Source organism: Hafnia alvei, assembly GCF_964063325.1.
Classification (GTDB): domain Bacteria; phylum Pseudomonadota; class Gammaproteobacteria; order Enterobacterales; family Enterobacteriaceae; genus Hafnia; species Hafnia alvei_B.
Map to the genome: position 1 here is coordinate 3,033,592 of NZ_OZ061315.1, position 25,352 is coordinate 3,058,943.

Sequence of the window (25,352 nt, forward strand, 5' to 3'; positions counted from 1 at the left end):
GATACGAATTAAAGAGGCCTAAACACACCCAGCACGGGGTGCCATAACCACGCTTCGGCCTCCTGTTCTTTACTCACGCGCAGGTTGATTTCGCCGTACCGCTCGCAGACGTTAGCAAGCGCCATCTCTCGAGCATCGGCTACGCTCTGTAATACCTGTTCATAATCCATTGCCATCCACGCCAATACCCCTTCCGCCATTTCTTGCGGCTGATAGCAAAACTCCCCAGCGGCTTTCCAACCTGCTGCACTATCTTCGTCGCGGAAGAAAAACTTCGGTTCATCAAACTCGTCTTCCATGCGCAAAAAATATTGCCTTTCCGGCTGTGAACGGCGAAACGGCGTACGGCGTTGTAACTCTCCACTCCAGTTAACCGGCAGCCGCCACCAGTGCACGGCTGCGGGATGTTTCGCCTCGCTGCCCATTAACTCCAACTGTGAACGCCCGTGCTCAAGCTCGACCAGACTGGTGTAACACTGACCCTCGACGGGTTTTGATGACATATCCAAAATCCGCGGTACCGCATTAATGTGCAGGTACTGTTCTGGTTGCAGGTTCTCTTTGAGATCGTGACTGGCGAGTAAAAAACGTTTTGTTTCAAAACCGGGCTGACACATCGCCGGGGTTTTCTGGCGGAGTGCGCGCACGTTTTTATTGAGGATGAGCAGGTTTGAAATTTGTGGGGGCCTCTGCCGATGGCGCTGAATACGCCCGGCAAACTGAATCAGTGAACGCATCGAGCTTGGCTCAATAATGCCCCAGTCGGCGTCCCAGTCGCGGCCAACTTCGACCACGGAAGTGGCTAGCACAACGAATAAATGATGTTTGGCTGCGCTTTGTTCTACCGCCCGACGGATCTCCGGCTTATCCCAGAGCGAGTTATTTTCCCCCGAACGGGAAAACGCCGCATCGAGCTGTTTTTCCATATATGAACGCATCACCAACGGATGTTGGCTGTGATAAACACAATAGTGAACGCAAAAGCCATCAGGCGAAGGCATCGCCATCAACGCTTTGGCGGTGGCGACCAACGGATTGATATTCGCCATACGCACCAGCCCCAGCGATACGGTTTTGTCCGCCTGCTCTTCATGATGTTTCGCATGCAGCGCCAACATTTTATCGTGGAAAGTCTGCGCTACCGCGTCAATGACCGCCTCGGGCTTAGATGACGACGGTAACACCGTAACAATCTCTGCCCTGCGCAGCACGGGTTTGGCCGGTAGCCGTTTGGCACGCTGCCCTGCAAAATCACAATGTGCTTCATAAAAATCGCCAGGACGACCGAGCTCGCCTGTGCAAGAGTCATCTTCATCAAACCACGCACAGCAGACATTGAGCGGCAATCCTGGTTCACCACAGGCTTGCTGATATGCTTGGCGCCCCGTGCAATAGGCCGAGAATAAAGCCTGAACAAGTGCAGGGGGCAATGTTGCGGAAGAGAGCAATACACGCCCCCCCAGCATTCCCGCCCAGTTCACCAAGCGACAAAGCGCATGCTGATCTTCAATCTCAAAATCATCCGGCTCATCAAGCACCAAATCGCTGGTCAGTAATCGCAGCATCGGGGCAATTTGTTTGCCGCCACGCACGCCTTCGGTGGCTGGCATCAGATGGTCGATAGTGGCGACCAGCACCGGTGCGTCTACCAGCTGACGCAGCTTTGTGTCCTCGTCCAGCCATTGACGCAGTGGCCCTGTATTAGGCATGCCGTCGTAATGCACATATTGATGTGACTCAAAAAGCGCTTCTTCAGATGCGCTGTTATTATCGTCATCAGGCTCGTTGTGCAGCTCTCGCACCGCACGAGAACCGACCAGCACCGCTAAATCGTCCTCGCCCAACCCAAGCCTTACGCGTAATGCTTCGCCGGTTTGTAATGTCAGCGTGCGCAGCCCCAATGCAACGGTGAAACGACACCCCTCTTCTTCACGCGCCAGCGCATACATAATACGTGCGTTGGCGAGCGTTTTACCGCAGCCTGTAGAGGCCATATTGATACCGAAAAAGCCCTGCTTTTGCGAACGTTCACGCAGGCTCTCAGCCTTGTCCCACGCCTTATTTTGCCACTGGTAACGCCCGTCCTTTGCCCTTTCCCGAAAACCTTTATGCCGTGAAATGGCGGGTAACTGACCGCGCAGCGCGGCAAAAGATCGTCCCAACAGGAAAGCATGGTGGCTAACGCCAACAACATGCTCGTCCAGTTTTTGTTTTAGCTTACCCTCTTTGGTATTTGCCCATGCGTGGTAGGTTTCATCCTGCCAGTCAGGTATTGGTTTCTGAGAGGAGTAATGATGATCCGCCAGCATCAAGGCCAAACGGGCAAGATGCACGGTAAATGTTTGATCAAGCGAGCCAAAATCTGGCAGAGACACGGCATGAACAGCCCGCTTCGCCAGTTGATTGGCTTTGTTACGCCAAGTTTGACTGCGCAGCGGCGTGCCGTTGGGAAACGTCCAAACTTTATCGAAATCGCTATCGCGCCAATCGCTCTTTTCGTGGTTGAGCGCGTTCCAGTACACGTTAAGTTGATTTTCCAGCCATGTCCTACTGCTGGATAGTTCTGGCTCATTTTTCCCTAAATACTGCGGCAAACGGTGATGAGAAATAATCAGCCAAGCGATCACTCGCGCCAGCGGTGGCAGATTGACGAGAGGGCTATCGCTCTTCTCTTTACTGTCTTTTTGTAGGTTTGCCAGCCACTCTTTTTCGTCTTGTGGCGCTAGCCAACCCAGTTTGCCCAACCACTGTTTATCGGTTTGCGTACCAACAAAAGCCTGAAACAGCCGCACGGAAATCCACTCATGGCGTAAAGGCTGGAAACCACGCTCAGATTTTCCCTTAAGCCCGAGCTGAAACAACGCATTAGCTTTGCCAAAATCATGAAACAAGCCCGCAATGCCCGCCAGAAGGCTAATCGCTTCGGCGCTGTGCCACTGATTTTCATCTTGGCTTTTGAGAACATCACGCGAAGTTCGATTTGTGGGCACCGCCCCTTGCACGTTAAAACGCCGTAAATTTCCCACAATCCAGAGCAGCTCCGTCTGGCCGCCGCTTTTAATCCAGTGGCAGGCGACCGCCGTATTTCTTCTTGCCGTTTTGCGCAATAGGCGGCGTAGCGTATTCAGCCCGTCCAGCGTTATCGCCGTTTGCCATGCGCAGTCGCCTTTGCGCTCGGCAAACTGATCGAGGATCCGGCGGGAAGCAACCAGCGCGTTTTTGCTGCATTGGGATATAAGCAAAATATTCATGGTTTGCTCTGGGCGAGTTGCTGGGCGGTATCTTGCAGCGTTTCAATCATCGTATCCAAGACGTCTGCACGCTGAAAACCGGTTAAACAACGCTGGCGAAACTCTTGCTCGTCATCTCCCGCCATCGCAGCAATAAAGGCCTGTGGCAAAACCAGTGCGTCTTTGATCAAATCGGCAATATCAAAAACCAATCCACCGCGCCGCGTTTTACCATGCAGCACCGCGAGGCCATGCGGCAAACCGGTGACCCAAGCCGCCACCGCAGCCAGACCGTAAGCCAAATAGTTACCATGATCGAGAAAGCGATTCGCCATATCGGTACCGCCGCCGCGCTTGGCGCGGGTAAACTCACCGTATTGGGTTGAATCTGAGGCGAGTTTATACAAAGCCTTCGTCATAACGGCCTCTTGCACCATCAAATCGGTATGATTTACGCACTTTTCCAAATTCTGTTCGTAACGTTGTAGCAAACCCTGCAGGCGTGACTCGTCTAACCTAAAGCCTTCCTCACGCTGCATCGGCGAGCCTAGCCAATGACGGCGAATTTGCTCGGCCCGCACGCGCTGAAAGCGCACGGCGGCGGCTAAACGTTTGTCATCATCAAACCAAAAACTCACCCAATTTTGCAGATACTCAGTGGGACGATATTCGCTTTGCGGAGCTAACCACGAGACATCCACCTCAACCTCGTTGGCGGCAAACAAGGGCGTTCCTCCACCGCCACAAAAGCCGACTAATACCCCAGCGCGGGCAAACTCTCGCATTGCGGCCTGAGTCACCGAGGTTCCGGTACCCAACATAACGACGGTGGTATTCGCGATGGGGATATTCCAATACAGTGATTCACGCCCTTCATCCGTCACATATTCAACCCGACCGCCGTTCACTAATACACGGCAATACTGGAGGTAATAGATATTTGAGCGTTTAGAATGCAGAATTGTTTTAAGGTCAGATGGAGAGAAATCATTGTTGTTCACATCGTTATTCCATCGCTTGAGATAGGGTAAAAATACCATTCAATACATAAGGGAAATTTAACTTAAATCACACTTAACGATGCAGTAATTCTGAAATTTGTAAAATATTGGGCTTAAAGATTTCAAGTTGATACATAGAAAATAAAACTTAAAAGTCAGATTGAAATACGCGCCATCCGCACAATGAAAATATATTCAATTTTAGAATACAACAAACGATAAATATTCAGCAGAGAATATCTCATTCAAGCCACCATGGCTAAAACGAGGGGCTAGCTGTGCACAGCAAAACACAAGCCGTTAACTGCGGAAAATGGAACGCAATGCTTGGGAGACAGCCCATACGGCGATGATTAAGCGATGAAAGAAACAGGTATTAGATATGCAAAAGAGCAAGACTATTAATACATTGCTCTTTTTAATTATTTTAGCAGCTATATTTTTTCTATTTCACAAGCAAAAATCATTCATTTAAATGACTATAATTTAACTTCATCATATGAAATTATTTCTGGCATATATGTAAGTATTATTTTAGATGATAGTAGTGATGCAACAATTCCCAATTTTTATAGCGACTATCTAATGAAAAATATCCCCACTGATGATCAAACCAAACAAACCTCCCGTGCTTGTTAGCGACTCACCGAACGTAAAGATAAGGTGTGATAACAACCGTGTGCATATAAGTTTGGTTGGAAAAGTTTTTGCGTTCGCAATCGCGTCCTAATCACCGATGACAGCGGAGAGCCAATGAAAATCGGTTTTCCGAGTGAGTGATAGCGCTGCCGCTGGATGCAGATTTCTAAGCTGCCTGTACGGCAGTGAACAAAAATTGGGTAGCCACGCTTCTGATCCGCTCTTTCTAAGCTGCCTGTACGGCAGTGAACAGAAGTTATAAAGCCGCTGGCTATCCATGCTTTTTCTAAGCTGCCTGTACGGCAGTGAACGATGTCATTGACTTATCATCTGCGACGTTCGATTTCTAAGCTGCCTGTACGGCAGTGAACTGCATGAAGAATCACTGCCAACCTACGCCAGATTTCTAAGCTGCCTGTACGGCAGTGAACCAGCAGCTAATCAGATTGTAGATAATGCTTTTTTTCTAAGCTGCCTGTACGGCAGTGAACTGTAGGATATTCGCAGAAAGGTTCGATTAATCAGATCGGTAGCTCATTTTGGGGAATTTAACCCTTTTTTCTGGCTGCTCGTTGGAGGAATGAAAAATCAATGAGTTAGCACGGAGTCAGAAAAAAGGGTTGGAAGAGTTTACCAGCGTTTTGCCGCTTGGTGGTCGCTGTCGCGGGCATCAACCCAGCGATCGCCCTGCTCTGTTGCTTCTCGCTTCCAGAACGGTGCGCGGGTTTTGAGGTAATCCATAATGAACTCGGCGGCATCGAAGGCCATGCTGCGATGTGCGCTGGTCACCCCAACGAAAACAATTTCATCGCCGGGATACATTGCGCCAATCCGATGGATCAGCGAAATGCGCTGTAGAGGCCAACGCGAACGGGCTTCAGCCACAATTTCATTTAACGCTTTTTCCGTCATCCCAGGATAGTGCTCTAACGTTAACGCGCTGACGTTATCGCCAAGATTGTGGTTGCGTACTTTGCCGGTGAATGTCACCACCGCGCCATCGTCTTCGCACTGCGATAGCCATTGGTATTCGTCACCAACGCTAAAATTCTCAAGACCTACGCGAATACGGGTGTTTTCCATCATTAACCCCCAGTAACCGGTGGGAAGAAGGCGACTTCATCACCCACTTGCAGAGGATGCGAGAACTCCACCAGCGTTTGGTTTACAGCAGCCAGCAACTTACCCGTCTCTAACGCCAGTGCCCATTTGTCGCCACGCTCGGCCAGTGCCGCGCGCAGCGCCTCAACCGTCGGATAGAGTTCACACTGAAGCGCATCGGTTTCAATCAGCTCACGTACCTGAGCAAAAAATAGAACTTTAATCATGATGCATCCGCCTTAAAATCACCGGACTTCCCGCCGCTTTTCGCCAGCAGGCGAACCGGGCCGATAACCATATCTTTTTGTACCGCTTTGCACATGTCATAAATGGTCAGCGCAGCCACCGAAGCCGCGGTTAATGCTTCCATCTCCACGCCGGTTTTGCCGGTTAAGCGGCAGCAAGACTCAATACGCACACGGTTGGTATCGACTTCAGCAGAAAGCTGAACCTCAACTTTGGTCAGCAACAGCGGATGGCAAAGCGGGATTAGCTCCCACGTGCGTTTTGCCGCTTGGATGCCTGCGATACGCGCGGTAGCAAAAACATCACCCTTATGGTGTTTGCCTTCAACAATCATCGCCAGCGTTTCTGGTTTCATTTCAACATAAGCTTCAGCGCGGGCTTCACGCACGGTTTCTGCTTTGGCAGAAACATCGACCATGTGGGCTTCACCGGCCGCATTAATATGGGTAAGTTGGCTCATAGTTTTCTTTTAGATTAATAACGAGTTAAGGCAACGTTAGCCGCCGATGAAGGAAAGATTCTGCGTATGCCCGATGTTGCCATCATGCAAGAAATGCGTTTGCTTTTTATGCCGCAAACCGCCTTGGATACGCATTTTCAGCTCATCAAGATGTTCATCACCCGCCAGTAAATCGCGCAACGGAATGCCGGATTCACCGAACAGGCACAGGTGCAAATTGCCGATGGCAGAGACTCGCAGGCGGTTACAGCTGGCGCAGAAGTCTTTTTCATAAGGCATGATCAGCCCAACTTCACCCAGATAATCAGGATGACTGAAAACCTGTGCAGGACCATCGCTGCGAGAGCGTTCTTGACGCTGCCAGCCAAGGGCCAGCAATTGATCGCGGATGACTTCGCCTGAGACATGATGCTTGCGGAATAAACTGCCGCCGTCTCCAGTTTCCATCAGCTCAATAAAGCGCATTTGAATTGGGCGGGTTTTGATCCAGTTAAGAAAACCGTTCAGGCTGCGGTCGTTAACGTCGCGCATCAGCACGGTGTTTACCTTCACCTTTTCAAAACCGGCATCAAATGCCGCGTCAATCCCCTGCATCACCTGCTTGAGCTTATCTTCACCGGTGATGGCGTGAAACTGGCGAGCGTCGAGGCTATCCACGCTAACGTTAACCGCCGTTAGACCCGCAGCGCGCCAATCGGCAATATCACGCGCCATACGATAGCCGTTGGTGGTGACCGCCAGCGTTCGAATCGATGGGTTTTCACGTACCGCTGAGATGATGTCGACAAAATCGCGACGCAAGGAGGGTTCACCGCCGGTTAAACGCACCTTCTCGGTGCCCAATTCGGCAAATGCACGGCTGACGCGGCGGATCTCGTTAAGAGATAAGAAGCTTTTGTTGGCGTGGCCGTTCGGCTTGTAGCCGTCTGGCAGACAGTACGTACAGCGAAAATTGCATACGTCTGTGATCGAAAGGCGCAAGTAATAAAACTTACGCTCAAATGCGTCAGTCAGTTGGAGCATTGTTAACACCTTTCCAATTCGGGAGGCACAGGCATTTCTACCTTGTACCCTGGTGGCTTATAGCCACGGCCCAGACACCCTATTGATTGGAAACAGATGTTTATTAATCAACTTAGGCAAAAGGGCTAGGAGTTCAGACGCCATGAGAGCATGCACGCTCACACCACATCTCTGAGTAATTCATTAAATTCTAGCGTTTATTTTCTGGCTTACCAAACATATCTCGCTGTATAATTTTATACATAACGCTTTTATGTCAGTAACTTAGGTGCAGAATACACTAGTTACCGCCCCACTATACTTGATATAAATCACGCAAATAAGTCTGGGTTTCGCCTTTTTCGGCGTGATCCGGTACTTTACCCACAGTTTATTTTCATTTTGTAGGATTTTTATGCGAAACCGCGCTTTAGCCGATCTCGATAAGGTCGTCGCCCTAGGAGGCGGACACGGCCTTGGCCGCGTGATGTCAGCCTTGTCACCGCTGGGTTCACGTTTAACAGGCATTGTCACCACAACGGATAACGGCGGTTCAACCGGGCGTATTCGTCGCTCAGAAGGCGGTATCGCGTGGGGCGATATGCGTAACTGTTTGAATCAGTTGATCACCGAGCCCAGCGTGGCTTCTGCCATGTTTGAGTATCGTTTTAACGGTAACGGTGAATTAGCGGGGCATAACCTTGGAAATCTGATGTTAAAAGCCTTAGATCACCTCAGCGTGCGCCCGCTGGAAGCCATTAACCTGATCCGCAGTTTGCTGAAAGTTGATGCTTCGCTTATTCCAATGTCAGAACAGCCGGTCGATCTCAACGCCATCGACCAAGATGGACACGTTATTTATGGCGAAGTGAACATCGACCAGCTTAAAGAAATGCCTGCGCAGCTGATGCTTGAACCACAGGTAAAGGCAACGCGTGAGGCCGTCGACGCCATTGAAAAAGCCGATCTGATCCTGATTGGCCCCGGAAGTTTCTTAACCAGTCTCATGCCTTTGCTGCTGCTGGAAGATCTGACGCGCGCCCTGCGCCGTACCCGCGCACATATGATTTACATCGGTAATCTAGGCAAAGAGCTTAGCGTGGCGGCAGCGGCATTAACCCTACCCGATAAGCTGCGCATTATGGAAGAAGCCATCGGCGGACATGCTATCGACGGCGTGGTCGTGGGGCCAAAGGTCAACATTCAGGGAATGGAAAATCGGGTGGTGGTGCAGGAAACGCTGGAAGCCAGCGATATTCCTTATCGCCACGATCGCGATCTGCTGCGCATGGCCATTGAGAAAGCGTTGCAGCAGTTAAGCTAATTTGCGCACATTCTGCAAACATAAGCCCTGAACAAATACTTTTTCAGGGCTTATCATCACTACAATTGTTTAATCACGCATCACAACGTCTCTGTGGGCTTTAACCACTCATAATTACCGTAGGGCGATTGCCCCGTTAACCATCGGCGCAGCATATCCAGCGCTAGCATCGCGGTCATTTCCTGACGGATGCGTTGACTGTGGCGCTGTGAGCTATAAACCAGCGTTTGGCCGAAAGTTTCTTGTGACGAATGCAGCACTACGCTGATGCAATCGTCTTGCAACTCGCCTATCGCAATCGTTAAATCAACGCCGCTGTGCGTCGCTAAAATGCGCGCCCGCGACGCAACCTCTTTCAAGCTGCTGTGACCGACGTGTTCTGGCAGTTCGCCATTGCCCAAAGGCGCATCGGCAGAACGTAGCTGCCAGCTTAAAAGCCCAGCGGTAAACTGTTCGCTAACCGCCAGACGTAGCCCACGCTCGCGGAGAAGAACAGCGACGTCGTGCGGCAAGCCTGCCGTCCCTTCAAACACACAGTTTTCACCCGCAACCGCTTTGACATGCTGCCACGTTTCAACCATTGCTTCGCGCTGGGAGGAAGGGCCGGTCAACTTTAATTCGATAATAGGCATCGACGAACGATAGCCAAGCGTGGTGTTTGGCGGCAACGGTAATGAATCCAATTGCTGTGCTAAACCGCTTTCGGAGCGGCCAAAGGTGGTGAGTCGTAAACAAAGCGGCGGTTCAGATAGCGTAAAACGCTGGCGCAAACGCGGTAAAATTTGCTGTTCAACCATCACTTTAAATTCAGAAGGCACTCCCGGCGTAAAGAAAATCCAGCAGCCGTTGAGCTGAATGGCAAAGCCACAGGCGGTGCCGACCGGATTATCAATCATCTCGGCGCTGGCTGGGATCATCGCCTGTTTGCGGTTGCTATCAGACATCGGACGCCCACGTGAAGCAAAATAGGCCTCCATCTGCGCGATCCACTCAGGGTGCTCGACCAAGGGTTCACCTAAAGCATCTGCCGCGGCCTGCGCACTCAGGTCATCGCTGGTCGGCCCTAAACCGCCATTCACGATCAGAACGTCTGCATATTGGCTACGTAACTGCAGAGTGGACACTAAATCTTCCAGTGCATCACCCACGGTGCTACGTGCACGCATCGGGATCCCCTGCTGAAAGAGATAATCTGCCAGCCATGCGGAATTAGTATCAATGATTTGGCCGTGTAGAACCTCATCCCCCGTACAGAGCATTTCTAGACGTAGCATACGCCTCTCCTGAAAATTTTATGGCAATCCTAAAGTATCCACTTTAGAAACTGCGCTTTCACAACACAATGCTTTATTAACATAATTTAACCCCCAACAAGGTGTAATTAATTATTTACATCAAATGTAACGCCAGTTTGACGAATAGAATATTTTCCCTTAATCTGCGGGTCATAAATAGTAATGGATCGTCTTAATGCAGAGGAAAGCGTGAAGAATCGCACTCTTGGCAGTATTTTCATCGTTGCGGGCACCACCATCGGAGCGGGAATGTTGGCCATGCCGCTTGCGGCTGCCGGCGTAGGATTTGGCACCACCTTTATCATGCTGGTCAGCCTGTGGGCGTTAATGTGCTACACCGCCCTGCTGCTGGTTGAGGTTTATCAACACGAATCTGCGGATACGGGTTTGGGCACGCTGGCCAAACATTATCTGGGCCGTTCAGGTCAGTGGTTAACCGGCGCTAGCATGCTGTTTTTGATGTATGCGCTAACGGCAGCCTACATCAGCGGCGCGGGCGAGCTTCTAGCCTCCAGTTTGAGCCAATGGCTATCCCTTGAGATTAAACCTAGCGTTGGCGTTCTGCTGTTTACCCTGATCGCTGGCGGTGTCGTCTGTATCGGCACCCACTCGGTTGATATGTTTAACCGCGTGCTGTTTACGGCCAAAATCGTATTACTGGTGATTATGCTCACGCTTATGATGCCGCATATTCATCAGGCCAACCTTCTCACTATGCCGTTGGAAAAGGGACTTGCGCTCTCTGCAATCCCGGTTATTTTTACCTCTTTTGGCTTCCACGGTAGCGTGCCAAGTATTGTCAGCTATATGAACGGCAATCTGCGCAAACTGCGCTGGGTGTTTATCACCGGAAGCGCAATCCCGCTTATCGCCTATATTTTCTGGCAGCTTGCGACGCTGGGCGCCATTAGCTCTTCGACTTTCGTGGGTATTCTCGCCGCGCAGTCGGGCTTAAATGGCCTGCTACAGGCGGTTCGTGAGGTGGTCGCAACGCCTCATGTTGAACTTGCCGTTCATCTGTTTGCTGATTTAGCGCTGGCGACCTCTTTCCTCGGCGTGGCGCTGGGCCTGTTTGATTATTTGGCCGATCTGTTCCAGCGTAGCAATAAAGCCTCTGGGCGTGCGCAAACGGGCTTAATGACGTTTCTTCCCCCTTTGGCTTTTGCCCTATTTTATCCACAAGGCTTTGTTATGGCGCTGGGCTATGCGGCAGTTGCGCTGGCGGTATTAGCGTTGCTGATCCCGTCGATGCTGGTGTGGCAAACCCGTAAGCACCATCCTCAGGCGGGATATCGCGTCATGGGTGGAAAGCCGGCACTGGTGTTGGTTTTCCTGTGCGGTCTTTGCGTCATCGCTATTCAGCTATCAATTGCATCCGGGCTATTGCCAGCTGTTGGTTAAATTTGATAGGGTAAAAAGATGAATAGCATAATCCGAACTTCTCAGGTTGCCCGTTGGTGGCGCTGCATCTAGCGGCGGCACAGGATTCTGTTGATTCAAACATATCTTATACAAGCCGCCGGAGGGCGGCTTGTGACTTTTTAGAACGCGCTCCGGCTACTATTTTTCAGGAGCGTTACCATGTCCGACCGTCATACTCATTCAGCATCACACACTATTCTTACCGGCGATCGTCCTACCGGACAGTTGCATCTTGGACACTATATCGGTTCACTGCGTCAACGCGTTGCATTGCAGGATCTGTATCCGCAGTTTGTTCTGATTGCCGACCTGCAAGGGTTAACCGACAACGGCAGCAATCCGCAAAAAATCTCCCACAATATTTTCGAAGTGATGGCCGACTATCTGGCGGTCGGTATCGATCCTGCCAAAACAACGATCTGTTTGCAGTCGGCTCTGCCTGCGCTGGCTGAGCTCACCATGCTGTATATGAATATCGTCAGCGTGGCACGCGTGGAACGTAATCCCACGGTAAAAGCCGAAATTGCTCAGAAAGGGTTTTCGCGCACGCTGCCTACCGGTTTTTTGGTTTACCCCATCAGCCAAGCTGCCGATATTACCGCGTTCAAAGCCGACCGCGTTCCGGTGGGTGACGATCAGTTGCCGATGCTCGAACAAACCAACGAGATCGTGCATAAAATGAATAGTCTATTGCCAGAACCCACTCTGGTGCCTTGTCAGGCTATGTTAAGCGCGGTGAGTCGTTTACCGGGCATTGATGGCAACGCCAAAATGTCAAAATCATTGGGCAATACCCTTACCTTAGGGGCCAGCGCCGATGAAATCAGTCAGGCCGTTCATGCCATGTATACCGACCCCAATCACCTGCGCGTAAGCGATCCAGGACAAATCGAAGGCAACGTGGTGTTCACCTATCTAGATGCGTTCCATCCAGACACCGCACTGGTTGCCGCAATGAAAGAACACTACCAGCGTGGGGGATTGGGCGATCGTCAGTGTAAGCAGGAGCTTGAGGCGTGTTTACAGGCGCTGCTGGAGCCTATCCGTGAACGGCGTCTTCAGTTCATTGCCGATAAAGCGGCGTTGATGGAAATCTTGCAGGCAGGTACCGAAAAAGCGCGTGAGGTCACTCAACAAACACTCGCCGAAGTGAAACGCGGGCTCGGATTACCGGTGATGTTTTGAAAATTATTATTTTTAGAAACCATTACGTTTAGAAACAAAAAAAACGCCGAATAATCGTAAGCTGGTCACTTAAGCCTGATTTTAGGGGAAGTACACCGATGGGGTCGTAGCAGCTTTAGCTGCCGGAGCGCCCCGCGGTGTGCTAGCCCCGTGTATCTCGAGTTCTTAAACGATCGGCATTACGAATACTCGGCGCTTTTCAGAAATGATTACGGTTGCTTAGAACCCAATACCGGCGCCCACATAGGCACCATCAGCCACGACGTTATTACGATCGCCGTCTTTGCCCGACATTTCAATATAGCGATAACCAACATCAATCGTCACTGGGCGGATCACGCTCCAACGCAGACCTGCGCTCGCTTCTTTGTAATCGTTAATGCCGCTAGACAGTGAATCTGGCGAGTAGTATCCCTCACCATACAAAGAGAAACTTTTCGTTAATGGCCACTGTAAACCACCACCAACGGCAATCGCATACCCGTCGCTACCGTCTTTCTGTGGGTTAAGATAGAGCGCCTTGCCCCCTACATTAACGAGAAAAGGCCCCAATGGCAGATTAACACCCAGCCCAAGGCCAGCAACATCGCCATCGTCGTCGTTATGCGCCCAGTTCAGCGTGGAATACAAACCTGATGAATCCGTGCCAAACCCCGCTTCAACGTTCGTATAGTTCTCACCCGCTTGACCATGAATACTGATAGCATTTGCTGCCGTTGCAGAAAAAAGAGCGGCACATGCGCAGCCCAAAACGATCTTCTTCATTTATTGATTATCCTTAAAAAAATAGACCGGTTCTCAGATTCCGGTGCGCGAGAGTTTAAACCAATCATCAACGAGAATCAGAGAAAACTTCTCTAAATTTTGTAAAAAAATTAACCAATTATGTGTCTGATAACTTTTAGCAATCTGGTTAATAACCCTTAACTATTTGCGTGAGATCATTAAGAGGTCTACAAATATTGATTAGATTGGTTCGCGGAACACTTATGGAAAGCCGGTTTTCCCAGAGCAATCTTTTTATGTCAGCTACATATTTTGGATTTAGCTGAAGAGCAATACCTGAGTGATAGGCACAGAAGCTCGAGCGCCCTGAAACGAAAGGTATCACCCGGTTGAAGCAATTCACTGACTCTTGACGAAGGAGAGAAGTAATGAGCAAAAAAGGACTGACCACCGCCGCAGGCGCCCCCGTTGTTGACAACAACAACGTTATTACAGCAGGACCACGCGGCCCCATGCTGTTACAGGACGTCTGGTTCCTCGAGAAACTGGCCCACTTTGACCGTGAAGTCATTCCAGAGCGTCGTATGCACGCCAAAGGATCAGGCGCACATGGCACATTCACCGTCACTCACGATATTACCAAATACACTCGCGCAAAAATTTTCTCTGAAATCGGCAAACAAACCCCGATGATGGTGCGTTTCTCAACCGTCGCCGGTGAACGCGGTGCTGCCGATGCAGAACGTGATATTCGTGGCTTCGCCATGAAGTTTTATACCGAAGAAGGTAACTGGGATCTGGTGGGTAACGACACACCGATCTTCTATCTGCGCGATCCGCTGAAGTTCCCTGACCTGAATCACGTGGTAAAACGTGACCCGCGCACCAACCTGCGTAATCCGGTCTACAAGTGGGATTTCTTCTCACAGCTGCCAGAAGCCTTCCACCAGCTTACCATCGACTTCAGCGACCGTGGTTTGCCGAAGTCTTACCGTCACATGCACGGTTTTGGTAGTCACGCCTTCAGTTTTATCAATGCCGACAATGAGCGTTTCTGGGTTAAATTCCATTTCCGTTGCCAGCAAGGCATTGAAAACCTGATGGATGACGAAGCTGAAGCGCTGATCGGTAAAGACCGTGAAAGCTCACAGCGCGATCTGTACGATGCTATCGAACGCAAAGATTTCCCTCGCTGGAATCTGCAGGTGCAGATCATGCCAGAGAAAGAAGCGGCGCAAACGCCTTATAACCCGTTTGACCTCACTAAGGTATGGCCACATAAAGATTACCCACTGATTGATGTCGGTTACTTCGAACTGAACCGTAACCCAGACAACTACTTTGCGGAAATCGAACAGGTTGCCATGAATCCGGCCAACGTCGTTCCTGGGATCAGCTTCTCCCCGGATAAAATGTTGCAGGGGCGTTTGTTCTCATACGGCGATGCGCACCGCTATCGTTTGGGCGTAAACCATCACCAAATCCCGGTGAACGCGCCACAGTGCCCGTTCCACAACTACCATCGTGATGGGGCAATGCGCGTTGACGGTAACAGCGGCAACGGTGCAACCTACGAGCCAAACAGCTTTGGTCTATTCCAAGAGCAGCCTGATTTCAGCGAACCACCGCTAACCATCGAAGGTGCTGCGGATCACTGGAATCACCGCGAAGACACCGACTACTACACTCAGCCTCGTGCACTGTTTAATTTGCTGAGTGAAGAAGAACATCAGCGCATGTACACCCGTATCGCAGGCGAGTTATCTCAGGTACCTGAAGCTATTCAGAAACGAGCTTTGTGCCATTTTGCACAGATCCACCCTGACTATGCTGCCGGCATCATGAAGGCATTGGGGCAGTAATCGCGCCTCTCCATGCTTGAAGCTATAAACGTAAACAGGAGCCTTTAGGCTCCTGTTTTTTTATCCGCTAATTCACCGTAATCAATAATAAGTAATGGTCACGTTCGCTTTGGCGGTAATTTTACCCGCAAAGTTAGCAGAAGAAGAATCCGAGATCTCTGCAGCTGTTTGCACAATGGCGGCTTGATAATAAGCCGTATTTGCTCCTTGCTGAGCGCTGCCAATATGTTGCTTAGTTCCCATGACGACGGGGTTCCCTTGCGCGTCATAGAGCGAAACCGCGATCCCGCTGAGTTTTTTCCCGTTAGCCTCGCTATGCGCCACTAATTTATCACTGCCTTTTAAGATTGAATTGGCATCATCAAAGGTAAATTCAACATTATTGGTATAGCTGCTACAGGTAAATCCAATGCCAAACTGTGTTTGCGCCCCTTCTTGGGGAAACGCCCCCGAGCTACGCTTATTAAAATTGCCTAACTCAACCGTTTGATGCGCCGAATCTAAACTGCATGATGGCGCAGCCATATACACCCCGGAGCCTAAGGGAACATCAACCGTCGCCAAACCTGACATGCCGTCGACGGTAAAAGTAAGATGTGCACCGGCTGGAATAACCGGGAGCGCACTATAGTCTATCCAACCAAGCTTCACTAATTCGGCACGCATGGACTCAATGGCATAATTATGCGTCTCATCAAATTTATATAAACTTTTATCCGCATTATATTGAGCGCCAAATTCAAACAGCGTGGTATCGTCTTTGCCGTTAATAATAGGATACTCAACGCCAAGAAACTTCCTTGTGGCCAATTTAGCGGGTGGATAGCTATTTGCCAGCGTTTCATCGTTATAGGATACCGCTTTAATATAAAGTTTAAGCTTAATACCGTTATTATTGGTTTGAGCCTCTCCCGTCCAGTCCAGCGCAGTGTCATTGATTGCACTCAGACTCAACGAAATATTGCCATCAAATCCCGCAGGAGCCGCTACCTCTTGGCCATCAGTGGTACAGCTTAGCCTCATGTTCGGCAAGAACTGCGCGTAATCGAGAGCAAGCACGACGGTATAATCGGGTGTATCTTGATCAACCGCGATGGGATTTTCACGAGTATAGGGCGCGAAGGGAGCGGCTCCACCGGTGTTAATTGTGCAGCGTAAAGCGCCGGCCCAAGTCATGCGCGGAATGACGCCTCCCAGCAATACAACAATGCTCATCAACACCGCTTGAGCCAGCCACCTTTTTCTCATCGTCGTTCTCCGTTAGAACGTCACTGTCTGATGCAATATCGGTGTGTCACCACCAAAATCATTAATCAAAGAATAATTGAGCTGGCCACTTCCAGCCACGCCAGCGGGTAACGTATAACGAGCTTCCCCCTTTGCGGGCACCATCGTATTTTTTCCAGATATAGGCAGCTGCTTACCTGCGTTGCTCACGGATAGCTCAGAGAAACTTGCGTAATATTCAGTCGGGTTTTTCGCTACCAACCATGCCTTTCCGCCGTCATGGCTGACCTGCCATGTCAGCGCTTTTAGCGTATCCGCCGATTTCTCTTTCAAATCGGTTGGACGTACAAACACTTTCAATCGCGTACGGACGGCCAGCTGTAATTGATTTTCTTTGCTTTTGCTAACGGGCGGAATTTCTTGGATCCACAGCCAATATACTGACTCACGATCCTGCGGTATTTTTCCTGGCAATATCACCATCCGCAGTCGCCCTTCTCGTCCGGCACTAATTTTGAATAACGGCGGAGTCAAAATTAGCGGCAAACCTTTATCGTTACCTTGCTGATCTTCAATCCACGACTGCACTAAGTAATCATGGCTTTTATCATCATTAATAAGTTTAATCGGTGTTTCTTTGTCGCTTTCAAGTGCAACAATGCGCGTCAAGGATGGGCGTACTGCGGCCTGAGCGCCGCTGGCAGCGATAAAAAGACCTATGAGCATAGGTACCACAACTTTTTTGCTTAAATTCATATATTTCTCTTATTAGCCACAAATCGCGTTGATTTGTTGATACCAAGGTTCAGAAGAATCTTTTGCCGCAGGCAAAACAAATTGGCACTGACTTTCATTCTCCAATGTCACATGCAATGTTGTATCGCCATCGGCCAAGATCCCATTCAGATACAGCAATCCATTATCAGCAACCATGCCAACCTGCTCCTTCCCTTGCCATACACTGGCACCAAAGGGGGCTGGTTTACCGTTAGTCAGTGATAACATCACGATCGCCCTGCGCCCAACCTTTGTCTGGAAACGACGAACCACAACGGCACCATGCGTAGGAACCACATTGTCGCCCGAGTCCAGTAACTCAACGTTATCATCAGCATGACGAGAATCTAGCGACAGCGCATTATCTCGATAAGGCGAAATTGATGGCACAACCGCTAACCCCCAACGGTTTGTCGATACACCCGGTTGTCCTTCTATGCTGATATTTTGTGCCCCTGGCGTTTCAACGATGGCGATGGTATCCCCCAACATCTGAGATAAAACCACCCCTCCGCTATAGGCAACTACCCCGCCAGAAAGCCCGGCAGAATATTGCCGGCTTCCCTGCCCCATGCTTGCGCTCGCACTCATATTGGCGACGCTATTACGGTAAGCCATCGACGCTATAGGCGAATACCCGTCGCTGTTATGCTGAGCCGAAAGTGCGTAGCTTAATGCGTTATCCAGCTCAGACCCTGATACCGTTGCCATCTGGGTATCACCGGAATGATTGCTGCTACTGGTGCTAAACGACACATTACGGCTTCTTTTTTCACCCAAATCCCAAGGCACAGACACATTCAATGAGAACTGACGGTTGGGATCGACATCACTACCTGAACTGGAATTCATCTGGTAGTTATAGCTCATGCCAATATTCGCTGAGCCGATGTTAAAGCTATATCCCATCGTTAATGACGTATCAGCGGCACTTGAATCATAATAATTATCGCGTTGCAGCGTAAAATAGCCGTTACCAAACTCGCCAAGCCCCTGATTAAGCGTGGCTTGAATTTCGCTTTTACGCTGGTAGCGCGAGTCATCATTTCCCCAGCGCCAACTGGCGTACTCAGGGAAATCCATAAAACTAGCAGATTGGTAGCGATAGCCCATTAATTGCAATGACGTATCCGTGCTGTCGAAACGGCGTGCATACAGCAACCGCAGTGCTCTCCCGCTATCGCCGATTCGATACGCGGTGTCATCATTAAACGATTGTGGATCGCCATCTGATGCTTTTTGATGGCGCTCAAAGGCCCAATCTAGCGATACGCTGCCCAAGTAACCGAGGTTGAAAGCAGCACTCAACGCGGTTGATTGGTATCCTTCACCGGCAACAATAAGGTCGCTTAACGTCAATCTATCAAAGCCGTACTGCAAGTTTCCTTGCACTACTAGGGGATTATAAGAAAGACTATCATCTCGATACCGGCCCGCGCTCAAACCATAGCGCCATGTTCCTGGCCTCAACATATCCGGCAGTGATGTATAAGGAACGGTAAATTGCTGCTTGCTCCCATCACTCTCCTCAACCGTGACATCTAAATCAGCCCCAATTTGCCCATTATTTAAGTCATGAATAGCAAAACTACCCGGTGCCACCGTTTGGCTATAAATAATATTTCCACGCTGGCGGATCACGACTCGCGCATTGGTTCGTGCAACACCACGGATAACCGGTGAGTAGCTGAAAGTATCGGCAGGCAGCATCTGATTATTGGTCTCAAGCGTCATGCCTCGCACGGGTAAAATACCTAACACATCGCTTGATGTGCTGGCATAAACATCGCCGACGGTGAAGCGAGAAACCAGTGAGGCAATATCGCGTTCTGCATAGGCGCGATCGTGGTTTTGCTCCCAACCCAATTCAGATTTATTAAAAGTATCAAAGCTATAAAAACGCCAGTCACCCAGATTCACACCAGAATTCAGGCTTAGATATGCCGTATCGCTGCTGTCATTGTCAGAGCTGTTACTATTGTGATTTTCGGTATGATAAACGTAGCTGGAATAACCTAAACGTAGCGCATTGACTCCCTTGTCCCACAAAGAAGGGTCAATCATTTCACTTTGGGTTGCCACATTCATTGCAGCCTGTGGCGCCGTGATAATAAGTTGCTGCATAGCAGCGTCGTATTTTACTTTTGCATCAGGCCACTTAGCGACAAGGTCATAACATGTTTCACTCGCACTTTTTCCTTGTTCAGGCAATTCATGATCGAGTCTTATTTGATGTAATAGCGCAAATGTTAAACACGGCTCAGCGCTTTTATTTTTTGACATGGAAATAAATTCGACTTTTGTTTTAAACACGGAGTGCCCATTCAAAACAATATCGACGGTATTCGTTCCTGGTTCAATTTGATCAGGATGATAAAACTGCTGCGGTATTTCTTGCGTATTTTTGCGTAAAAAATCAGCGTCAAATTCAGCACTATCCGTTGAAATCGAATTTTTTTCTTCGCTGGCAATTGCATGCAATGAAAAAAAAGCAGAGACAATAATGATAAATCTCATTATGAATAAAAAATGAATCCTCATCACTATTGTTCCGCTTTAAACTCATTAACAAAAGGCTCCAAAATAATTCAAATAACGACATCTCATTTAAATTATTTATGATCGGGATAAAACGAGCAGACAGAACCTTTTAGTTATACATAATATCAATGAAAGTTTTTGCCGTTACACTACCCGCACTGACTTCCGGAGTAGAGGTATTAGCCTTGTAGGCAACTTTGAAACGCAATGTTGTATTACCTGTTGATAAAGCCTGTGGCTTAGAAGGTTTGCCACCGTTAATATCAACCAGCGTAGTACCATCATTCTCCAGCAAGGCTACACCAACGCCTGTTGCTGGGTTTGAGCTGCTTCCATTTTTCAGAATATTATTATCAACCGCATCGGGTGAACCGCTGAACGTTACCTCCGCATTGCTTAACGTGGTCTTATCACAGTCTTTAAGGTCAATCGTAAAATCCATCATCCCTGCATAGCCAAATGCAGAATTAAACGAAGATGGTGTTACCGTGGGGAGTGTCATTGCGGCATCAGATGTTACCGTATCTCCATTGAAACCCTTTAACGTACATGCCGAAGCAGATACTGTTCCCACGAAGGTAATATCGCCATCAGAGGCAAGCGCAGAGAATGAACTTGCTGCTAACATTGATAAAACTAAAAGCTTATATTTCATAAATTCACCTTGCTATCCATAAAGATAAAACAATCCATTTTTTAGTTCACACATGCGTAAAGCCAAAATGCATGAGTGCTAACCACCAATAAATTATATGTATGAATTACAATTTTGGAATACATAAAAATTTAATTCATTTGTTAGTCACAATAAATATTGAAAATAAAATTCAAATTAACAATCTATCCAATTAACACATTTCTGTTAAGAAACTAGCCTCTAGCGTTTTAAATGCATCAATAAGGCATACCTAAACGATTAAAGCAGCAAAGAAAAAATCATTTTTTGGCCAATTGCATAACGCTAAAACGAGCAGATTAATTTAAATATGGCGACATAGAATAAGTATAAAGAAAAAAACCGATACAGCCGTATGTAACATAAGTAAAAATTACGTTGCATACATTCACCTAAATATCCATAATGATAAAACTCCGTTATTTAGCAATGCATTAATGATTGCTTAATGCATTCCAAACATGCATCGATTATATTCATTTATTATGATTTTGAAATACATGGAATTTTAATTCATTTGTTAGCAGGAATAAAAGGAAGGGACTCATAAATTAATACTATAAAAAAATCAACACAGAACACTCATTCATAACAAACTCTGAGCAAAATTTACTCAGAGTTTTTGCTATAGGTTAGATAGCCACATTGCTATTTGCTTACGCGAGATTTTAATCCCCCCCTGTTTTAGGGCTTCGGGGAGAAGGTAGTAACGAATAGGCTGTTGGAAACGGGCTAGCTTTCCTTGAATCCACTGAGCCAGCGAGGACAAATCCAGCGCTTCTCGGGTTTCAATAACCGCAACTGGCCGCTGACCAAACTCACAATCGTCCACCGGCAGCACAAACGCCTGCTGAATATCGGGGTGAGTCAGCAGAACACGTTCGACATCTTCTGGCTGAATGCCCTCGCCACCGCTGAAAAACAGGTTGTCGAGTCGGCCAATAATTCTCAACTCACCATTTTGCATCTCGCCGCGATCGCGGGTATGAAACCAACCGTCCGCGTCGGCTAAGGGGAATAAATGCCCATCGCGCCAGTAACCCGATGCCATGTTATCGCCCCGCAGTAGGATCTCGCCGTCAGCCAGCATCAGTTCACGCCCCGTAAGCGGCAACCCCACGCCAGGCAAAGCATCGGCGCGTTTAGCACACACGGTTGACGCCATCTCGGTCAAACCATAACCACACCAGCAGCGGATACCACGAGCTTCCGCCTGCTGGGTTAAATCAACCGGGATCATCGCACCACCGAGCAAAACGTCTTTCAGCGTCAACGTCGTTTCAGGCTGATTCAGCAAGCGCCACAGCTGAGTCGGCACTAATGAAGCATGAGTACAGCCACGTAGAGCCTCATCCAGCGGATGCATATTGCGCACCGCCAAGCTCGCGCCGGCAAGCAACCAGCGCCACACGATGCCTTGCCCAGACACGTGGAATAATGGCAATGAAAGCAGCCAGCTATCGTCTTGCTCTAAGGGCATCAATGACAAGACACCCGCCGCGCTAGACAGATGCGCCTGAAAACTATGTGCGGCGGCTTTCGGCATTCCCGTTGACCCTGAGGTTAGCGTCAGCGTTGCTAAGCGCTGCGCTTGCCACGACGGTAATTCAACAGGATCAGCATCCGACGCGCTCAGCACCGCAATACCGTTTGGCCAGCGGAACTCACCGTCTGGGCTATAGCCATAATCAACATTGAGCTGGGGCAACAGTTCGCTCAGCAGAGCGTCGGGCAACTGCGGATTAAGCGGCAGAACCCGTGCACCACATTGCAAAACGGCTAAATAAGCCAGCAGCAGCTCAGCGCTATTCTTGCCGCGAACGGCGACGATGGCATCAGCAGTGACGCCTTGGTGCATAAAGCTCGACGCTAACTGACCGATCTTTTGACTCAAAACCCGCCAACTCACCGGCGTGCTTTCTAGAAGCAACGCCGTATGTTCGGGGGTGTGACTGGCCCAGTGCTGCCAAGGCCAGTCGGTAAACGCAGGATAAATCTTTGCTGTCATGCTAAGAACGCCATACCACATCTAATGAAGAAACGTCCTGCAACGGCAAGCTGTTTTCCGGCCAAGGGCGGATAAGCTGCGCCTGCATCAAATCTAACGTATCCAAACCGGGTACCGTATTCGGCGTCAACCATGCCGCCACGTGCGCCAGTTGAGTTAGACCAAGGCTAGACTCGATGCTGGAGCTAATCACCGCGTCTAGCCCCACTTGATGCGCCTGTGAAATTAGCTGCTGACAGCGCTGCAAACTGCCGGTTAAGGTCGGTTTAATCACAATGGCCGCCACGCCCTCTTCGGCTTCAACGCGAAAATCGGGCTCACGCACGCTTTCATCCCACGCAATCGCAATGCCGGTTTGGCGCGCAAAATCACGCGACTCATCGCGGGTTTTGCACGGTTCTTCCAGAAACGCGATACGGTTGCGCCATTCAGGATTCACATATTTGGCAAATCCATCGGCTTTAGCCCGTGTCCAGCTGCGGTTGGCATCCAAACGCAGTTTCAGATCGGGCAGCGCTTCGAGCAGCACGTTAACCACCATGCCGTCGCGTACCGCTTCGTACAAACCGACTTTCACCTTGGCCACTTTCTCGCCGGGAATAGCTTGCAGCACCGCAAACAGTTCGTCAGGGTCGCCGGAGCACAGAGGCGCTTTGCGATAGTTAGCTTCCGTTGGCAGCAAGCCTGAAAGCTCAGCCAACGCGCAGCTCAAACCAAACGCCACTGAAGGTAGCGCATTGTCAGTTAGCTGCTGACCTGCGGCCCACTGCTGCAAATCAGCCAGCGCAGCTTCCTGTGCCTGTTCGAGCGTCTCATCACTAAACTCAGGCAAAGGGGCGATTTCGCCCCAACCTTCCTGTTCACCCTCGCGCAGGCACACTATCAACCCGTCACGAGTTTTTAGCCGCTGGTTGCGCAGAATGACGCCTGCATCCATAGGCAGGCTGTAACGGTAAAGTGTGACCTGTCGCATTACGGATTACGCTTGAATTTAGAGAAATCGGGTTCACGTTTTTCGTTAAACGCGTTGCGCCCTTCCTGACCTTCATCGGTCATGTAGAACAGCATGGTTGCGTTACCTGCCAACTCTTGTAGACCGGCTTGACCGTCGCAGTCTGCGTTCAAGGCAGCTTTCAGGCAGCGCAGCGCCATTGGGCTATTGCGCAGCATTTCACGACACCAGCGCACGGTTTCTTTTTCCAGATCGGCTAAAGGCACCACGGTGTTAACCAAGCCCATATCCAACGCTTCTTGTGCGTTGTACTGACGGCACAGGAACCAGATTTCGCGTGCTTTTTTCTGGCCGACGATACGCGCCATATAAGAAGCACCCCAGCCACCGTCGAAGGAACCGACTTTAGGCCCGGTCTGACCAAAGACCGCATTTTCTGCTGCAATGGTCAAATCGCACATCATGTGCAGCACGTGACCGCCACCGATGGAGTAACCCGCTACCGCCGCCACAACGGGTTTAGGACAGGTACGGATCTGACGCTGGAAATCCAGCACGTTCAGGTGATGAGTGCCGCTGGCATCTTTATAGCCGCCGTAGTCGCCGCGAACCTTTTGGTCACCGCCGGAGCAAAACGCTTTATCGCCTGCGCCGGTTAGAATGATGGTGCCGATATGGTCGTCATAGCGCGCATCAGACATGGCCTGAATCATCTCTTTAACCGTCTGAGGGCGGAAAGCGTTGCGCACCTGCGGGCGGTTGATGGTGATTTTAGCGATACCGTCTGCCGATTTATGGTAGAGAATATCTTCAAAATCAGCAGAGCAGTCCTGCCACTCAATCGGTGCATACAGCTCTTGTTCGCTTGGATACAGCATAGTCAGATTCCTGTTAAAGAAGTGGGGTAAAAAAGTCGCGCACCTGAGCAACAAACTCGTCAGGATTGGCGCGATGTGCGTTATGTCCGGCGTCTGTAATAACACGTACCGGCAAATCAGATTCGGCGGCAAGCTGCTGAAACTTAGCGTCACGCTCGCCGCATAAATAGATAAACGGAACCGCCAGCGTTTTTAGCTGCGCGGTAAGTCGCGGCTGTTTGCCCAACGACGTTGACTCAAGCATTGTAGCCAAAGGCTCGCCGTTCTGCGCCGCGCGTAATGTAATCAAACGGTGACGCTCATGTTCACTCAGCTCGGCAAATACTGGCTGCTGATACCATGCCTGAAGAACATCCGACATCGGCTGTTGCCGAAAACGCTCGGCCCAGCGTGCGTCGTTTTCAATTCTGGCCACCCGCTCAGCTTGCGTTTTCAGCCCCGGATTACCGCCTTCCACCAGCAAGGCTTTTAATCCTTTGGGATGCTGGGCTGCGTGGTACATCGCCACCCGCCCGCCCAATGAATAGCCAATAAGCGCATAGGATGAAATATCATAATGCGCCAAGGTGTCACGCAAAGCGGCATCGACGGCGGTAAAACCGTCTGCGCAGAGCTGCGCCGAACGACCGTGGCCGGGGAGATCAACCAGCAGATGTGAAAACTCGGGCAGCTGAGAGGCAAAATCTCGCCACTCGCTGCCTTCGCCCAGAAAACCATGCAACCAGACTAAAGTCAGAGAAGATCCCGCCTGCGTTTGAGCCGCAATGTTTGAACCGCAAAGGAGGTATGTCGCGGCCAAA

20 protein-coding genes, 1 CRISPR repeat array and 1 riboswitch are annotated in these 25,352 nt (G+C 49.8%); of the genes, 4 read left to right on the plus strand and 16 right to left on the minus strand.

Annotated elements, in window-relative coordinates; translation table 11 throughout:
* Window positions 1-8: 8 nt before the first annotated feature.
* From cas3f to moaA, 6 genes are all read right to left on the minus strand, one after another.
* On the minus strand, window positions 9-3,251 hold the full coding sequence (gene cas3f / locus AB3Y96_RS14465) for a type I-F CRISPR-associated helicase Cas3f (protein ID WP_367299527.1): 3,243 nt from the start codon (window positions 3,249-3,251) through the stop codon (window positions 9-11).
* The gene (gene cas1f / locus AB3Y96_RS14470) at window positions 3,248-4,231 is read right to left on the minus strand and encodes a type I-F CRISPR-associated endonuclease Cas1f (RefSeq protein ID WP_367299528.1); all 984 of its coding nucleotides are present in this window, start codon (window positions 4,229-4,231) and stop codon (window positions 3,248-3,250) included. The genes cas3f and cas1f overlap by 4 nt, the downstream gene beginning before the upstream one ends.
* A gap of 802 nt (window positions 4,232-5,033) precedes the next feature.
* Window positions 5,034-5,361: a CRISPR direct-repeat array (repeat unit 28 nt; unit sequence TTTCTAAGCTGCCTGTACGGCAGTGAAC).
* Between the two features lie 139 nt (window positions 5,362-5,500).
* Complete coding sequence (moaE, locus tag AB3Y96_RS14475) at window positions 5,501-5,956, minus strand: molybdopterin synthase catalytic subunit MoaE (protein ID WP_139130976.1); 456 nt, start codon at window positions 5,954-5,956, stop codon at window positions 5,501-5,503.
* Window positions 5,956-6,198 carry a molybdopterin synthase sulfur carrier subunit gene (gene moaD / locus AB3Y96_RS14480; RefSeq protein ID WP_072309891.1) on the minus strand — a complete coding sequence of 81 codons (243 nt, stop codon included), beginning with the start codon at window positions 6,196-6,198 and terminating at the stop codon, window positions 5,956-5,958. The genes moaE and moaD overlap by 1 nt, the downstream gene beginning before the upstream one ends.
* Window positions 6,195-6,677 carry a cyclic pyranopterin monophosphate synthase MoaC gene (gene moaC, locus AB3Y96_RS14485; protein ID WP_072309890.1) on the minus strand — a complete coding sequence of 161 codons (483 nt, stop codon included), beginning with the start codon at window positions 6,675-6,677 and terminating at the stop codon, window positions 6,195-6,197. Before moaC ends, moaD begins: the two co-directional genes overlap by 4 nt.
* A gap of 36 nt (window positions 6,678-6,713) precedes the next feature.
* Complete coding sequence (gene moaA, locus AB3Y96_RS14490; RefSeq protein WP_367299529.1) at window positions 6,714-7,700, minus strand: GTP 3',8-cyclase MoaA; 987 nt, start codon at window positions 7,698-7,700, stop codon at window positions 6,714-6,716.
* Window positions 7,691-7,844, minus strand: a riboswitch (molybdenum cofactor riboswitch). (Overlaps the previous gene by 10 nt.)
* A gap of 250 nt (window positions 7,845-8,094) precedes the next feature.
* On the opposite strand from moaA, the gene yvcK reads away from it, so the two are divergent.
* Window positions 8,095-9,003 carry a uridine diphosphate-N-acetylglucosamine-binding protein YvcK gene (yvcK, locus tag AB3Y96_RS14495; protein ID WP_072309888.1) on the plus strand — a complete coding sequence of 303 codons (909 nt, stop codon included), beginning with the start codon at window positions 8,095-8,097 and terminating at the stop codon, window positions 9,001-9,003.
* An 80-nt stretch (window positions 9,004-9,083) separates the two neighbouring features.
* Here yvcK and AB3Y96_RS14500 read toward each other — a convergent pair whose 3' ends face one another.
* On the minus strand, window positions 9,084-10,277 hold the full coding sequence (locus tag AB3Y96_RS14500) for a nicotinamide mononucleotide deamidase-related protein YfaY (protein ID WP_367299530.1): 1,194 nt from the start codon (window positions 10,275-10,277) through the stop codon (window positions 9,084-9,086).
* Window positions 10,278-10,487: 210 nt separating this feature from the next.
* Between AB3Y96_RS14500 and tyrP the strand changes: the two genes are divergently transcribed.
* On the plus strand, window positions 10,488-11,699 hold the full coding sequence (gene tyrP / locus AB3Y96_RS14505) for a tyrosine transporter TyrP (protein WP_072309908.1): 1,212 nt from the start codon (window positions 10,488-10,490) through the stop codon (window positions 11,697-11,699).
* A 180-nt stretch (window positions 11,700-11,879) separates the two neighbouring features.
* Entirely contained in the window at window positions 11,880-12,905 is a 1,026-nt protein-coding gene (gene trpS, locus AB3Y96_RS14510) for a tryptophan--tRNA ligase (RefSeq protein WP_367299531.1), read from the plus strand.
* A 219-nt stretch (window positions 12,906-13,124) separates the two neighbouring features.
* On the opposite strand, the gene AB3Y96_RS14515 is transcribed toward trpS, so the two are convergent.
* Window positions 13,125-13,670 (minus strand): YfaZ family outer membrane protein, encoded by a 546-nt coding sequence (locus AB3Y96_RS14515; protein ID WP_367299532.1) that lies wholly within the window; start codon window positions 13,668-13,670, stop codon window positions 13,125-13,127.
* Between the two features lie 389 nt (window positions 13,671-14,059).
* Between AB3Y96_RS14515 and AB3Y96_RS14520 the strand changes: the two genes are divergently transcribed.
* Window positions 14,060-15,493, plus strand: coding sequence for a catalase (locus AB3Y96_RS14520; RefSeq protein WP_367299533.1), 1,434 nt, complete (start codon window positions 14,060-14,062; stop codon window positions 15,491-15,493).
* A gap of 81 nt (window positions 15,494-15,574) precedes the next feature.
* Here the strand turns inward: AB3Y96_RS14520 and AB3Y96_RS14525 are convergent, their stop codons facing one another.
* From AB3Y96_RS14525 to menH, 8 genes are all read right to left on the minus strand, one after another.
* The gene (locus AB3Y96_RS14525) at window positions 15,575-16,741 is read right to left on the minus strand and encodes a fimbrial protein (RefSeq protein WP_367299534.1); all 1,167 of its coding nucleotides are present in this window, start codon (window positions 16,739-16,741) and stop codon (window positions 15,575-15,577) included.
* 12 nt (window positions 16,742-16,753) lie between these two features.
* Window positions 16,754-17,476: a molecular chaperone gene (locus tag AB3Y96_RS14530; RefSeq protein ID WP_367299535.1), complete on the minus strand. Its 723-nt coding sequence runs from the start codon at window positions 17,474-17,476 to the stop codon at window positions 16,754-16,756.
* 12 nt (window positions 17,477-17,488) lie between these two features.
* Window positions 17,489-20,038: a fimbria/pilus outer membrane usher protein gene (locus AB3Y96_RS14535; RefSeq protein ID WP_367299536.1), complete on the minus strand. Its 2,550-nt coding sequence runs from the start codon at window positions 20,036-20,038 to the stop codon at window positions 17,489-17,491.
* A gap of 109 nt (window positions 20,039-20,147) precedes the next feature.
* Entirely contained in the window at window positions 20,148-20,693 is a 546-nt protein-coding gene (locus AB3Y96_RS14540) for a fimbrial protein (protein WP_072309881.1), read from the minus strand.
* A gap of 646 nt (window positions 20,694-21,339) precedes the next feature.
* On the minus strand, window positions 21,340-22,722 hold the full coding sequence (gene menE, locus AB3Y96_RS14545; RefSeq protein WP_367299537.1) for an o-succinylbenzoate--CoA ligase: 1,383 nt from the start codon (window positions 22,720-22,722) through the stop codon (window positions 21,340-21,342).
* Window position 22,723: 1 nt separating this feature from the next.
* Complete coding sequence (gene menC / locus AB3Y96_RS14550; protein ID WP_367299538.1) at window positions 22,724-23,695, minus strand: o-succinylbenzoate synthase; 972 nt, start codon at window positions 23,693-23,695, stop codon at window positions 22,724-22,726.
* The gene (gene menB, locus AB3Y96_RS14555; protein WP_025797973.1) at window positions 23,695-24,552 is read right to left on the minus strand and encodes a 1,4-dihydroxy-2-naphthoyl-CoA synthase; all 858 of its coding nucleotides are present in this window, start codon (window positions 24,550-24,552) and stop codon (window positions 23,695-23,697) included. The genes menC and menB overlap by 1 nt, the downstream gene beginning before the upstream one ends.
* Window positions 24,553-24,565: 13 nt before the next feature.
* Complete coding sequence (menH, locus tag AB3Y96_RS14560) at window positions 24,566-25,318, minus strand: 2-succinyl-6-hydroxy-2,4-cyclohexadiene-1-carboxylate synthase (protein WP_367300327.1); 753 nt, start codon at window positions 25,316-25,318, stop codon at window positions 24,566-24,568.
* Between the last annotated feature and the right edge of the window lie 34 nt (window positions 25,319-25,352).